Raw genomic sequence first — 12,827 nt, 5'->3', positions numbered from 1 at the left:
GCCCACCTCCCGGTTCCGATAGTGCACTGCGCCACTGACAATGCCTTCAAACCCGGGAGCGGCGTCTCGGAACGCGGTCGCTCACGCCGTGGTCATCAGCAGCGGTCGGGCGCGCTCGCGCAGCTCGGCCACGCGCGGCTCGTCGCCGTACGGCTCCAGGCGGTGCAGGAGGTCCCTGACGTACTCGGTGGTGCGGGCCGAGGAGATGCGGCCGGCGACCTCCACCGCCCGCACGCCCTGCTCGCAGGCCGCGTCCAGGTTGCCGGACTCCAGCTCGGCCACCGCCGAGACGACGAGCCTGAGGCCGTGCGAGCGGACGAACTCCTCCGTCGGCTTCGACAGGGCCTGCTCGGTGAAGCGGCGGACCTGGCGCGGGGCCTTCAGGTCGCGGTAGCACTCGGCCGCGTCGGCGGCGAACCGGTCGTAGGAGTAGAAACCCAGCCACGTCGGGTCGCTGTCGCCGGGACGGGCGCGCTCCAGCCAGCTCTCGGCGGCCTTCAGGGCGGCGCCCGCCGCCGGGGCGTCGCCCGCGCGCGCGTGCGCGCGCGCCTCGACCAGGCGGAAGAAGCTCATGGTGCGGGCCGTGGCCAGTCCGCGGTTGCGTTCGAGTGCGGCCTGGGCGAGGTCGACGCCCTCGTCGCCGAAGCCGCGGTAGGTCGCCTGGAGCGACATGGAGGCGAGCACATAGCCGCCGAGCGGCACGTCGGCCGCGGCGCGGGCCAGGCGCAGCGCCTGGATGTAGTACCGCTGGGCCGCCTCCTGCTGGCCGGTGTCGAAGGCCATCCAGCCCGCCAGGCGCGTCAGTTCGGCCGAGGCGCCGAACAGGGCGCGGCCCACCTCGTCGGAGTAGGAGCCGAGGAGCAGGGGCGCCGCCTCGACGCGTAAGCACTCGGGGACCATCGACGAACGCCAGTCGCCGCCCCCGTACTTGGAGTCCCAGCGCCGCGCGTCCTCGGCGGCCTCCCGCAGTTTCTGCACATCGCTGTGGCCGACTTTGAGCGGTGCGCCGGAGCCCTCGGCCGGGCTCGCCTCGCGCGCCACCGAGCTGTCGGCCGGGGTTATCAGCCATCGGGAGGCGGGCGTCGCGTACGCGCTCACGGCGAACGAGCCGGCCAGGGACTGCCAGATGCCGCCGCCGGCCCGGCGTCCGGCGAGGTCGAGCCGGTACAGCTCGGTGGCGGACCGGACCGCCTGGCCGACGTCCCGGGGGAAGGCGAGGCCCACCTCGGGGGCGGGGTCCGCGTCAGCCAGGCCGATCTCGTGCAGCGGCACCGGGCGGCCGAGCTTCTGGCCGATGGCCGCGGCGATGAGGTGCGGAGCCGCACCCTGCGGCACCATGCCCTTCGACACCCAGCGCGCCACCGACGTCTTGTCGTAGCGGAGCGTCAGACCGCGCTGAGCACCTAGGTCGTTGACCCGCCGGGCGAGGCCGGCGTTGCTGATTCCCGCGAGGGCGAGAACGGCGCCGAGTTTTTCGTTCGGCCCGCGTTGCTCCCTGGACATGCGCCACCCCTCGACACAGACGGCTGCCGCGCTGGCATAACCACGCGGCATTCGTAAACCCAGCGTAGTTCGCCGCATCCCATGCGTTAAGAGGCATTGTTCCGGATGGCGGGATTGTGGTCCGTACTCAAGTGCGGTGTCTGTACTGTCCGTTGCCGCGTGCTCCCGGTGTGTGGCCGTGCGCCCGGCCGTGCGCTCTTCTCCGGCCACACCGGGAGCGGTTCCATGGGCGGTGCGTGGGTCGGCCCGCTGTACTGGATCCAGTGGGCTGGGGGAACACCGCCGCCTACATCCCCGCGGGCGGCGGACCGGTCCGGGGGGTGTGCCTCGCCTCCCGGGCCGCGCGCCGCGGGTCGGTGCGCAAAGCCTGTACGGAGCGTGTTCGAGCGTGTTCTCGTAACGTCGAATTGGCTGAAAATCGTCCCCGGTGTTTCCGGGTGCCGACGCCCTCACCATGGGAGTTGAGGGCGCGTTGGGTGGCCAAGGGGCGCGTTGCGGGGGCGCATTCGCGTCGACTTCACGCCTGCCGGGCAGGCAGTCGGCCTTCGCGGGTGAACACCCGCGGGGGCGCATTCATGGGAGCACATGCGGCTCCGCCGCTGCTCCGCGGCGCGCCCTTCATGGCAGCATGGGACCAGTTCGTACGGTGCACTGGTTGTCCCCAGCCTGTGGAGGCGTCGATGCGGTGGTTGGTGGGGTGGAGCAGCGCCGCCGTGGGGGCAGCCGGGATCGCCGGCGCGGCCGGCGCGGCCGGCTCCGCCGGCGCCACCGGGTACGACGGCGAGACCGTGCAGCCGGTCGGATCCCAGCTGTTGTGGGGCGATCCCGACCCCCTGTGGGCGGTCGGCGACTGGCGCCCCGACGAGGTGCGCGTCGTCACGGCGGACCCCCAGACCCGGATCGCGGTCCTCGGCATCTGCGGTGCGAGCGACGAGCAGTTGCGGGTAGGGCTGTTCGCGGCGCGCGGGGGCGCGTTGCGGCATCTGACGGCGTGGCCGGGGAGTTACACGGCCGTCGTCCAGGTCGGTCGGCGGATCACCGTCTGCGGTGACCTCGCGGGCGCCCGGCCGGTCTTCCACGCCCCGTGGGCGGGCGGCACCGCGTACGCGACGGCGGCGCTGCCGCTGGCCGACCTCGTCGAGGCCAACCTCGACTTCGGGCACCTGGCCGCGCTGCTGGCCGCGCCCGACGTGCCCGCCGCGCTGGACGACTCCACCCCGTACGACGGCGTGAAGCGCGTACCGCCCGGGCACGCCCTGATCCTGCGCGCCGGGTCGCGCGAGGTCGCCGGGTACGAGCCGGTGGCCTCGCTCGCCGTGGCCGCGCCCGCCGCCGACCCGGACCGTGCGGTGGACGCCGTGCGGGACGCCCTGGTGGAGGCGGTGCGCACCCGTCTCGCCGCGCCCCGACACGTCCCCGGCGACGGCATCGATCCCGGCCCGGTCCCGGGCATGGGGCCCGCGGAACGGCGTGCCGCGCGCGGGATGCCGGTGCCGGGGATCGGCGCCGACCTGTCCGGCGGACCGGCCTCGGGGACGCTGGCGCTGCTGGCCGCCGGGCTGCCCGGGATGCCCGGGACCGTGCTGGGGCACGGCACCGGCGCGGGGGAGCGGCTGCTGGCCGTCACCTTCAACGACCTCGCGGTGGGCGGACAGGAGGCCGAGGTGGCGCGGGCCGGGGCGCTCGCGGCCAACCCGCGGCTGCACCACGTCGTCGTCACCGGCGGCGAGGAGACGCTGCCGTACGGCGTGCTCGACGGGCCGCTGACCGACGAACCCGGCTCCTCCCTGGTCGCCGCGGCCCGGCACCGGGCGCGGCTCGCCGCGGGCAGCGCGGACCACTTCACGGGGTACGGGGCGCGGCAGGTGCTGGACGCGCACCCGGCGCGCCTCGCCGACCTGCTCATGGACCGCAAGCGGCGCCATCTCGTACGGCCGGTCGCCGCGATGGCCAAGGCGGACGGTTCGGTGCTGGTCCCCGCGCGCGTGTACGCCGCGGCGCGCCGGCTGGCCCGGACGCCGTACCGGACCGGTCTCGAGGTGCTCTCCGAGCGGCTGCTGCGGCGTCGCTTCGACGAGCCCGGCGACGGGGCCACCGACGCGTCGCTGGCCGTGCTGACCTGGGCGGGGCCCGGGCCGGCCGCGCGGTGGCTGACGGGAGAGGCACTGGCTGAAGTATCGGTTCGCCTGCAGACGTCCTCGCAGCGGTCCGGGGTGGGGCCGGGGCAGCGGCCGGGTGACTTCCGCGCCCGGGCGGCGCTGGCGCGGCTGGCGGCGGACGTGCGGGTGCTGGAGCAGGCGGCCGAGATCCGCTTCCAGCGGCTGCACACGCCGTTCCTCGACAACCAGGTGGTCCGCGCGTGCCGGGCCCTGCCGGAGGCGCTGCGGGTGCAGCCGGGGGCGCGGGCGTCGATCCTGCGGACGGTGCTGGAGGGCGCCGGGGTCAGCGAACTGCCCGGCGGGTGGGGGGCGCCGACGCAGGCGGTGGCCGCGTCGGCGGCGCGGGCGGGGCTGCGGGTCGCGGCGGACTCCCTGATGAGCCTGTTCGACACGCCGCTGCTCGCGGAGGCGGGGCTGGTGGAGGCGCGGGTCGTGCGCAAGGCGGTGCGGTCGGCCGCGGCGGGTGAGGCGCTGCCGTTGGACGGGCTGGCCGATCTGGTCTCGCTGGAGCTGTGGCTCCGTCGTCTGCTCGCCCGCCGCGGGACCTGTTGGACGGGGACGCCGGCCCGGCAGCGGGCGGTGCCGGCGGGTATCGCGCCGCAGCGGGGGGCGTTGGGTGGGGCGGGGGCCGTGGTGCGGCGGGGGTGACGGGGCCTCCGGCGGGTTCGTGGGGGGCCTGCGGTGGTCTGTGCGGTGCGTGGTGCGGGTGCGTGGGTGCGTGCGGGTGTGTGGGTGGGGTGCCTGCGGCGGCCTGTGCGGGTTCGTGGTGGGGTGCCTGCGGCGCCGCTGCGGGTTCGGTGGGGGTGCGCGTAGCGCGTGCGGTGGGTGGTGGTGCGGGGCCGCGTCGGGGGGTGTCCGTCCTCGGAACGGCGCGGAATCGGTGGGCTACGGGGGTGATCGGCGCGGACGCGCCAACCGCTGCGGGCGGACACCCCCCGACACGTCCCCTTCCCGCCGTACGCGGCTACCCGTCCGCGGTGCTACGCGCAGGTGAACCGTGACTCCGCCCAGTCGGCGAGGGCGATGTCGTCGAGGTGGTTGTGGGGTTCCACGACCAGCGACACGCTGTCGCGTCCCGTGAGGTCGACGTGGACGGGCACGGCCGGGTCCCCGCCCTTGACCATGTCGGACTTCCACAGCAGGTCGCCGTCGGCGTACACGGAGAAGTAGACCTTGCCGAGCTTCAGGGTCACGTCGTCGATGCCGGCCAGCGCGTCGTAGGACGAGCAGGAGCGGTTCAGGTCGATGACGGCGGTGGAGCGGCCGTGCACCGTGACGCCGTGCGCGTACTGCTCACCGCCGATCGAGAGCGCCGAGCGCTGCCATACCCAGGTGCTGTCGGACAGCCGCATCTCGGGGCCGGTGCCGTCGCCGGTGACGTCGTACGCCAGCTCGCTCCACTGGTAGACGGCCGGGGCGGGCGGTGGGGTCGGTGTCGGCGTCGGTGTCGGGCTGGGAGTCGGCGTGGGGGTGGGGGTCGGCGTGGGGGTCGGTTCCGGTGTCGGGGTGGGGGTCGGTGTGGGGGACTTGGGCTCGGGGGTGGGGGTCGGGGGTGGCTCGGGAGCGGCCACGGGTGGGCGTGGGCGCGGTGGAGGTGCAGGGGTGGGGGTGTCCGGGGCCGGCTGGGCCACCGGGGAGGAGGCGGGCGGGGCCGCCTTCGGGGGCTGTTCGGCCGGGGTGTCGTCGCCGACCAGGGCGAAGACCAGCGCCGCCGCGGCGGCCACCGCCACCACACCGGCCGCTATGCCGGCCTTCACCGGTGCGCCCAGCCCCTCGGAGGCGGCGGTACCGCCCCCCGCTCCCGAACCCGACGCGGCCGCCGCGCCCGCGGCACCCGCGCCCGCGCCGCCGGCGATGAGCCCCGCTGCCTTGGCGTACCCGGCGGCGCCGAACCAGCCGATGACGGCGACGGGCACCACGGCCGGGATGCCGCTCGCGACTTCCTGAATCTGACTGGCCGCCAGCCGGCACCGGGCGCACTCCTCGAGGTGCTTGCGCAGCCCTCGTTCGGCCCGGATGCGCAGACGGCCGCGCGCGTAGGTGCCGAGCTGGTCGGCATAGCGGGCGCACTCCTCGTCGGAGGCGAGCGTCTCGCTCACGTGGGCCTGGAGGTACGCCTGCTTCAGGCCCTCCCGGGCGCGGCTGGCGAGCACCCGGGTGCCGTTGGCGTCCAGCCCGAAGAGCACGGCCACCTCGCTCGGCGACTCGTCCTCGACCTCGGTGTGCCACAGCACGGCCTGCCACCGCTCCGGCAGCGACCGGAAGGCCCGCATGGCCATGGACCGCTCGGCGTCGTGCATCGCCCGGACGTCGGCGCCCAGCTCCAGCGTGTCGTCGTCCGGCACCTTGGCGGTCTGCGCGGCCTGCGCGGCGAACACCGCGAAGTCGTCGACCAGCTGCTCCCGCCCGGCCGACCGGGTCCAGCCGGCGGCGACCCGGCGGACGGCGGTGAGCAGGTAGGCGCGTACGGCGTGCTCCGGGCCCGAGCCGCCGCGCACCGCCTGGAGCATGCGGGCGAAGACCTCGGCCGTGAGGTCGTCCGCGGTGTGGGCGTCGCGGCAGCAGGTACGCGCGTACCGGCGCACCGCGTCCGCGTGGCGCCGGTACAGCTCCTCGTAGGCCGAGTCGTCGCCCGAGCGCATCCGCCCGATCAGCTCCGCGTCGGACTCCGGCAGCTCACGCGGTGGAGGAAGGATTCCCCCGTCGTCCGCGTCGAGCCGTGGCGGCAGGGCGCTGTCCTCGTGCAGCCCGCGCTGTAGGGGGACGGCGCCCTCGGCGGGGACGGCGCGGTCGCCGGGGCCGCCCTGGCCCGGCACCTGCGGTGGATCACCGCGGCCCGTGCCGTCCTCGCCGAGTGATCCGTCCCGCTCGTCAACGCTCATCGCGGATAGCCCCCGCCACCTGCCCGGCCAGTCTCGAACACCGGGTCAGCGTGCCACAGGGGCTTTTGGTGAGGACAGCAGCGTGCGCACCATCACTCGTCTGTGCGGACTTCCCGGCTCCCGGCAATAACGCTCAGCCGTTCGGGGAAGGAGAAGGCGTCGCCCCGAGCCGAGCGGGTCACGCGGAAAGCCCGCGCGCACCGCCCGACCGCCCGCAGGCCCCCTCACGTGGCCGGGCGGGACCGCAGTCCTTCCAGCAGGATGTCCAGCAGCCGGGCCGAGGCCGCCGCCTGATGCGCCGCGTCCGGCAGCGAGGGCGCCGCCGTCGCGATCACCAGCAGCACGTCCGACACCGAGACGTCCGGCCGCAGCTCACCCGCCGCCCGTGCCCGCTCGACGAGCCGGCCCACGACCTCCAGCAGCGCCGCGACGCCGTCGTCGTCCGTCACGGACACCGGCGCGCCGACGGACCCGGCGCCCGCGGGACCGGTGGCCTCGGACACCAGCCGCAGCTCGCCGACGCCCGGCTGGACCCGCTGCTGCGGCACCCTCGCTTCGCCCGCGACCGTCTCGCCCCCCACGGCCTCGTCGTCACCGCCGTCGGACACCCCGACGCGCAGCACCTGCGGCGGCAGCAGCCGGCCGGCGCCCGAGGCCACCGACGTCCGCAGGAAGCGCGACAGCGCCGACCACGGCTCGTCCTCCTGACCGAGCGCGGCCCTGGCCTGATCGGTGAGCCGGGCCGTCTCCTCCTCGGCTATTCGCCGCACCAGCACGTCCTTGCTGGGGAAGCGCCGGTACACGGTGCCGACACCGACCCGCGCGCGCCGGGCCACGTCCTCCATCGGCGCGCCGTACCCCAGCTCGCCGAAGACCTCGCGCGCCGCGCGCAGCACGTGCTCCAGATTGCGCTGGGCGTCCACGCGCAGCGGCGCGGTCCGCGCTCCGTCCCCGCGTGCGCCGCCCGGTGCCGCGCTCATCGCGCCACCGGGCGCGACGGTGGACGCGGACGACCAATGAGAGCCCTGAACATGCATAGACAATCCCCCGGTAATGACGTCTCCCCCCGGAGACTCTCCCCGCCATCGAAAGCCGGAGTGCGCGGAACAGACCCGGTCCCGGTCCGTCTGTCGCGGACCCGGTGAGCACATCCCCCTACGCTCCGTGGGGAAGAACATAGTTGAGAGGGGGTCAATTCAGAAGGGGCAGGTTCCGCACGCTGCGCCCCTCGATCGGAGTACGGATCGTATACGCCCGGAATGTGCCGCCCTCCGGCTCCGCCGCCACCCCCACTGACCTGCGGGTCCACCCCGCGCCGCGGCGCCCGGGCGCACCGCCCGCCGCCGCCCTCCGCGGTCACACAAATCGCCGAGCCTGTGGACAAACGCAAGCGGCGGGTGCGTCATGGGATGGTGAAGGAACGTGCGCGCATTCTCGTTGTCGGCGGCGGCTACGTCGGGATGTACACGGCCCTGCGCCTCCAGCGGAACCTCAGAGGCGAACTGCGGCGCGGCGACGCGGAGATCACCGTCGTCACCCCCGACCCCTACATGACGTACCAGCCGTTCCTCCCGGAAGCCGCGGCCGGCTCCATCTCCCCGCGGCACGTCGTCGTGCCGCTGCGCCGCGTCCTCGACCAGTGCGACGTCGTCATCGGCGAGGTCCGCTCCATCGACCATGCGGCGCGCACCGCCACCGTCACCACCCTCGCCACCGAGGAGGGCGCGGGCGCCCGCGGACTGACGTACGACGAACTCGTCCTCGCGCCCGGCTCGGTCTCGCGCACCCTGCCCGTCCCCGGCCTCGCCGACCACGGCGTCGGCTTCAAGACCGTCGAGGAGGCCATCGGCCTGCGCAACCACGTCCTCGAACAGATGGACATCGCCTCCTCCACCCGCGATCCCGCCCTGCGCGACGCCGCCCTCACCTTCGTCTTCGTCGGCGGCGGCTACGCGGGCGTCGAGGCGCTCGGCGAGCTGGAGGACATGGCCCGCTACGCCGCGCGGTACTACCACAACGTCACTCCCGACGACATGAAGTGGATCCTCGTCGAGGCATCCGGGCGCATCCTCCCCGAGGTCGGCGAGGAACTGGGCCGCTACACGGTCACCGAGCTGCGCCGCCGCAACATCGACGTACGCCTGCACACCCGCCTGGAGTCCTGCGCGGACCGCGTCGCCGTCCTCAGCGACGGCTCCCGTTTCCCCACCCGTACGGTCGTGTGGACGGCCGGGGTCAAACCCCACCCGGTCCTCGCCGCCACCGACCTGCCCCGCACCGAGCGCGGACGGCTCAGGTGCACCGCCCAGCTGTCCGTCGACGGCGTCCCGCACGCGTGGGCCGCGGGGGACGCCGCCGCCGTCCCCGACGTCACCGCCGCCGCGCCCGGCGCGGAGTGCGCCCCCAACGCCCAGCACGCCGTCCGCCAGGCCAGGGTCCTCGGCGACAACGTCACCCACGCCCTGCGCGGCGAGCCCCTGGAGACGTACGAGCACAAGTACGCCGGTTCCGTCGCCTCCCTCGGCTTCCACAAGGGCGTCGCCCACGTCTACGGGCGCCGGCTGAAGGGCTACCCCGCCTGGTTCATGCACCGCGCCTACCACCTCAGCCGCGTCCCCACCGTCAACCGCAAGGCGCGCGTGCTGGCCGAATGGGCCCTCGCCGGACTCTTCAAGCGGGAGATCGTCTCGCTGGGCTCACTCGAACATCCGCGAGCGGAGTTCGAACTCGCGGCCGGTGGAAAGCCTCCTCAGGAACCTCCGAAGAACCCGAAGGGGTAGTCCTGACCGGACTCAGGAACTCCCCCGGCAGGTCCGGCGTCTGACGGATGCCGGCCCGTCCGCACCCTGCCAGACTGGTCCACCACCGCGGGCGCGCCGCCGTTCGCGCGGTGCGGCCCCGGGACTCCGGCCGGTCCCGGTCCCTCCGGTCCTCGGGCCGCCGACAACTACACGAGGCAAGGACACGAGGCAAGGATTCGTGAACTTCACGCGCTGGAGCGCCCGGCTCCCCGGAACGCAGCGCCGCGCCGCAGCGCGGACCGACCCGCCGCTCACCCCGGACCGCCGGCCGGACGGCTCCGTACCCGCCGCCCGCGCCGAACAGCTGACCGACGAGGCCCCGCCCGTCCCCGCCGTCGACGACCTGCCCGTACGCGACGTCCTCGACCGCGTCCCGGCGCTCGTGGCCCTGGTCCACGGCCCCGACCACCGTCTCGCCTACGTCAACGACGCCTACGCCGGCGCCTTCGGCCCCCGCCCCCTGGGCGAACGGGCCCGCGAGGCCCTCCCGGAACTCGCCGAACTCGGCCTCTTCCCCCTCCTCGACCAGGTCCAGCGCAGCGGCAGACCCCGCACCCTGAAGTCCCGCAAGGCCCCCGACGGCCGCTCCTACACCTTCACCTGCACCCCGGTCACCGAGCCCCACGACGGCGACGGCGACCGCGGTGTCCTCGTCTTCGCCACCGACGTCACCGACCACGCCGAGGCCGCCGCCCGCCTGCGCGCCAGCGAACGCCGCCAGCGGGAGACCGCCGTCACCCTCCAGCGCTCCCTGCTCCCGCAGGAGCTGGAGGAGCCCGACGACCTGCGCGTCGCCGCCACCTACCACCCGGGCGGCACCGAGGCCGCCGTCGGCGGCGACTGGTACGACGTGATCACCCTCGGCGGCGGCCGCACCGCCCTCGTCATCGGCGACGTCATGGGACGCGGCGTCCGCGCGGCGGCCGTCATGGGCCAGCTCCGTACGGCGGTGAGGGCCTACGCCCGTCTCGACCTGCCCCCGCACGAGGTGCTCCAGCTCCTCGACGGCCTCGCCACCGAGATCGACGCCAACCAGATCGCCACCTGCGTCTACGCCATCCACGACCCCAACGAGGGCCGGCTGGTCTACGCGTCCGCGGGCCATCTGCCCATCCTGGTCCGCGACCACGAGGGCACCGTCCAGCGCGCCGACGAACCCACCGGCCCCCCGCTCGGCACCGGCGGCTGGATCCACACCTCCGGCTCGATCGCCCTGGCCCCCGGTTCCACCGCCGTCCTCTACACCGACGGCCTGGTGGAGCGCCGCGACGAGGACCTGGACGAGGGCATCGCCGCCCTGGAACGCGCCCTGTCCGGCGCCACCGGCAGCCCCCAGGTGATCTGCGACCGCCTGGTCCGCTCGGCCGGCGTCACCCCGGACCACGACGACGACGTCGCCGTCCTCGTCCTCCAGCACCCCGCCCGCAAGGGCGCCGAGGCCGAGCGCTTCCGCAACGCCGCCCTGGAGCTGCTCGGCGGCGTCGAAGCGGCCCCCCGCGCGCGTGCCTTCGCCTCGGGCGTCCTCACCAGCTGGCGCTTCCCCACCGACCTGCACGACCTGGGCGTCCTCGCCACCAGCGAACTGGTCGCCAACTCCCTCCAGCACGGCACGCCCCCCATGCGGCTGCGGCTGCGCCGCACCGACCGCCGCCTGATCATCGAGGTCACCGACGGCGACGACCACCTGCCCAGACGCCGCCGCGCGGAACCGGGCGACGAGTCGGGCCGGGGCATCGCCATCGTCGCGACGATCGCCTCCAACTGGGGCTCCCGGCGCACACCCGGCGGCGGCAAGGCGGTCTGGTGCGAATTCCTCCTGCCCAAGCCGTGAGGCCGTGACGGGGCACCTGCCCGCCACGGCCTCACGACCACGACCTCACGCTCCGGCCCGGGTCACGCCTCCGCCGCCGCCACCGCGTCGGCGGGCGTCCCGCCCTGGGTGACCACCCGGCTGCGCGCGAGCGACGGCTGGTTCTGTACGTCCGTGAGCTGCCGCCCCAGCCGCACCGCCAGCACCGTGATCCCCAGCGAGAAGAGCGTGAACACCACGATGTACGGCGCGTGCAGCGAGGCCCCGAGCGGCCCGCCCACCGCCGGGCCGATGGCCAGCGCGAGCTGCTTCACCAGGGCGAAGGCGGAGTTGTACTGCCCGGCGAGACCGGTCGGCGCCAGGTCGGCGACCAGCGGCGCCAGCGTCGGCGACAGCATGGCCTCACCCAGCCCGAACAGGGCGTACGTCGAGATGAACGCGGCCGTCGCCATCGCCTGACTGCCGTGCCCCAGCCCGGCGTATCCGGCCACGGCCCATGCCACGGCCCAGATCAGTCCCACGGCCGCGATCACGCGCGACCGCTTGCGGCGCTCCACGAACTTCAGCACCGCGAACTGCGCGATCACGATCATCAGCGTGTTCGCCGCCAGCGCGGTCCCCAGCGCGGAGGTGGAGATGCCCGCCGCCTCGACACCGTAGGCGCTCAGCCCCGACTCGAACTGGCCGTAGCAGGCGAAGAAGAGGACGAAGCCCAGCACGCACAGCTGCACCATGGCCCGGTTGCCGAGCAGCTGCTTCCAGCTGCCCCCGGCGGACTGCCCGGGCGCCTCCCCGACGTGCGGCGCCCGCGGCGTCCGCACCGTCGCCATCACCGCGACCAGCACCAGGAACATCGCCGCCTCGATCGCGAAGAGCAGCGTGAACGAGGACGCCTTCGTGGTGTCGACCAGATGACCGCCGATGAGCCCGCCGACACCGAGCCCCAGGTTCTGCAGGAAGAACTGCATCGCGAACGCCCGCGACCGCGTCTCGGCCGTGGAGCAGTCCACGATCATCGTCGCCAGCGCCGGCTGCATCACGGCCTGCCCGGCGCCCAGCGCGGCGGCGGACAGCAGCACGGTGGCCGCCGAGGCCGACAGCCCGAGGCTCAGCGCTCCGAGCGCGGCGGTGACCAGGGCGACCAGCAGAACCGGCAGCGGGCCGCGCCGGACGATGGCCCGCCCGGCGAACGGCAGCACGATCAGCGCGGCCACGGCGAAGACGGCGAGCACGAGACCCGCCGTCACAGAACCCAGTCCCCGTACCTGCGCCACATAGACGTACAGGTAGGGGACCGTGAAGCCGAGCCCGAACGCGCTGAGTGCGTTGCCCACATGAATCCGGCGCATCGCTGCGCCCATCGCCCTGGTCACGTTCACCCTCTCCGGATCGATCGCCCCAGCCGTTAAGGCTGAAGACTTAGAAGCTAAAGTTCGAAGGTAAAGAGTACACAGCGAAGGACTTCAAGGCAAAGCAGTGCCATGCCATACTGCGGCCATGGGCGACACCTCCGGCGCCGGCGAGCCGACACTCGAAGAACAGATCGCCGCCTATCAGCGCGAGTTCCAGGACCTCGACCCCCAGGTCGAGAAGATCGTCTCGGCGCTCTCCCGGCTGAACCGCCGTATGAACGTCGCGTACGGCCGGCAGACCGCCGAGCTGGGCATCAGCA

The 12,827-nt window shown here is 74.3% G+C and carries 8 protein-coding genes (1 of these 8 only partly in view); 4 read left to right on the top strand and 4 right to left on the bottom strand.

Annotation, left to right across the window (positions count from 1 at the left end; genetic code table 11):
* Nucleotides 1–81: 81 nt before the first annotated feature.
* Nucleotides 82–1,503, bottom strand: coding sequence for an MFS transporter (locus tag ACFZP7_RS16675; RefSeq protein ID WP_019330686.1), 1,422 nt, complete (start codon nt 1,501–1,503; stop codon nt 82–84).
* 680 nt (nt 1,504–2,183) lie between these two features.
* On the opposite strand from ACFZP7_RS16675, the gene ACFZP7_RS16670 reads away from it, so the two are divergent.
* On the top strand, nt 2,184–4,310 hold the full coding sequence (locus ACFZP7_RS16670) for an asparagine synthase-related protein (protein ID WP_385634704.1): 2,127 nt from the start codon (nt 2,184–2,186) through the stop codon (nt 4,308–4,310).
* A 332-nt stretch (nt 4,311–4,642) separates the two neighbouring features.
* Here ACFZP7_RS16670 and ACFZP7_RS16665 read toward each other — a convergent pair whose 3' ends face one another.
* Together ACFZP7_RS16665 and ACFZP7_RS16660 are read right to left on the bottom strand one after the other, a co-directional pair.
* Nucleotides 4,643–6,544 (bottom strand): sigma-70 family RNA polymerase sigma factor, encoded by a 1,902-nt coding sequence (locus ACFZP7_RS16665; protein WP_385634703.1) that lies wholly within the window; start codon nt 6,542–6,544, stop codon nt 4,643–4,645.
* A 224-nt stretch (nt 6,545–6,768) separates the two neighbouring features.
* Nucleotides 6,769–7,581, bottom strand: a complete 813-nt coding sequence (locus ACFZP7_RS16660; RefSeq protein ID WP_086876093.1) for a TetR/AcrR family transcriptional regulator — start codon at nt 7,579–7,581, stop codon at nt 6,769–6,771.
* 372 nt (nt 7,582–7,953) lie between these two features.
* On the opposite strand from ACFZP7_RS16660, the gene ACFZP7_RS16655 reads away from it, so the two are divergent.
* Both ACFZP7_RS16655 and ACFZP7_RS16650 read left to right on the top strand, forming a co-directional pair.
* The gene (locus tag ACFZP7_RS16655) at nt 7,954–9,324 is read left to right on the top strand and encodes an NAD(P)/FAD-dependent oxidoreductase (protein WP_385634702.1); all 1,371 of its coding nucleotides are present in this window, start codon (nt 7,954–7,956) and stop codon (nt 9,322–9,324) included.
* A 199-nt stretch (nt 9,325–9,523) separates the two neighbouring features.
* The gene (locus tag ACFZP7_RS16650; RefSeq protein WP_046250297.1) at nt 9,524–11,176 is read left to right on the top strand and encodes a SpoIIE family protein phosphatase; all 1,653 of its coding nucleotides are present in this window, start codon (nt 9,524–9,526) and stop codon (nt 11,174–11,176) included.
* A 62-nt stretch (nt 11,177–11,238) separates the two neighbouring features.
* Here ACFZP7_RS16650 and ACFZP7_RS16645 read toward each other — a convergent pair whose 3' ends face one another.
* Nucleotides 11,239–12,516: an MFS transporter gene (locus tag ACFZP7_RS16645; RefSeq protein ID WP_029394578.1), complete on the bottom strand. Its 1,278-nt coding sequence runs from the start codon at nt 12,514–12,516 to the stop codon at nt 11,239–11,241.
* Nucleotides 12,517–12,652: 136 nt separating this feature from the next.
* Here ACFZP7_RS16645 and ACFZP7_RS16640 point away from each other — a divergent pair, with 136 nt between their 5' ends.
* On the top strand, nt 12,653–12,827 hold the 5' end (the start) of the coding sequence (locus ACFZP7_RS16640; protein WP_385634701.1) for a MarR family winged helix-turn-helix transcriptional regulator. 374 nt of this gene lie beyond the right edge of the window; the window shows 175 of its 549 coding nt (coding positions 1–175); it begins with the start codon at nt 12,653–12,655; its stop codon lies off the right edge, out of view.

Source organism: Streptomyces sp. SudanB5_2050, from assembly GCF_964272335.1.
In the GTDB taxonomy this organism is placed as follows: domain Bacteria; phylum Actinomycetota; class Actinomycetes; order Streptomycetales; family Streptomycetaceae; genus Streptomyces; species Streptomyces rochei.
The sequence above is the reverse complement of the archived record's forward strand: the minus strand, read 5'-3'. Positions and strand labels throughout refer to the sequence as shown.

What these genes read in the sequence shown, in the direction of transcription:
- ACFZP7_RS16675 (WP_019330686.1), bottom strand. Translation starts at nt 1,503, where the DNA reads ATGTCCAGGGAGCAACGCGGGCCGAACGAAAAACTCGGCGCCGTTCTC.
- ACFZP7_RS16670 (WP_385634704.1), top strand. Translation starts at nt 2,184, where the DNA reads ATGCGGTGGTTGGTGGGGTGGAGCAGCGCCGCCGTGGGGGCAGCCGGG.
- ACFZP7_RS16665 (WP_385634703.1), bottom strand. Translation starts at nt 6,544, where the DNA reads ATGAGCGTTGACGAGCGGGACGGATCACTCGGCGAGGACGGCACGGGC.
- ACFZP7_RS16660 (WP_086876093.1), bottom strand. Translation starts at nt 7,581, where the DNA reads ATGCATGTTCAGGGCTCTCATTGGTCGTCCGCGTCCACCGTCGCGCCC.
- ACFZP7_RS16655 (WP_385634702.1), top strand. Translation starts at nt 7,954, where the DNA reads ATGGTGAAGGAACGTGCGCGCATTCTCGTTGTCGGCGGCGGCTACGTC.
- ACFZP7_RS16645 (WP_029394578.1), bottom strand. Translation starts at nt 12,516, where the DNA reads ATGGGCGCAGCGATGCGCCGGATTCATGTGGGCAACGCACTCAGCGCG.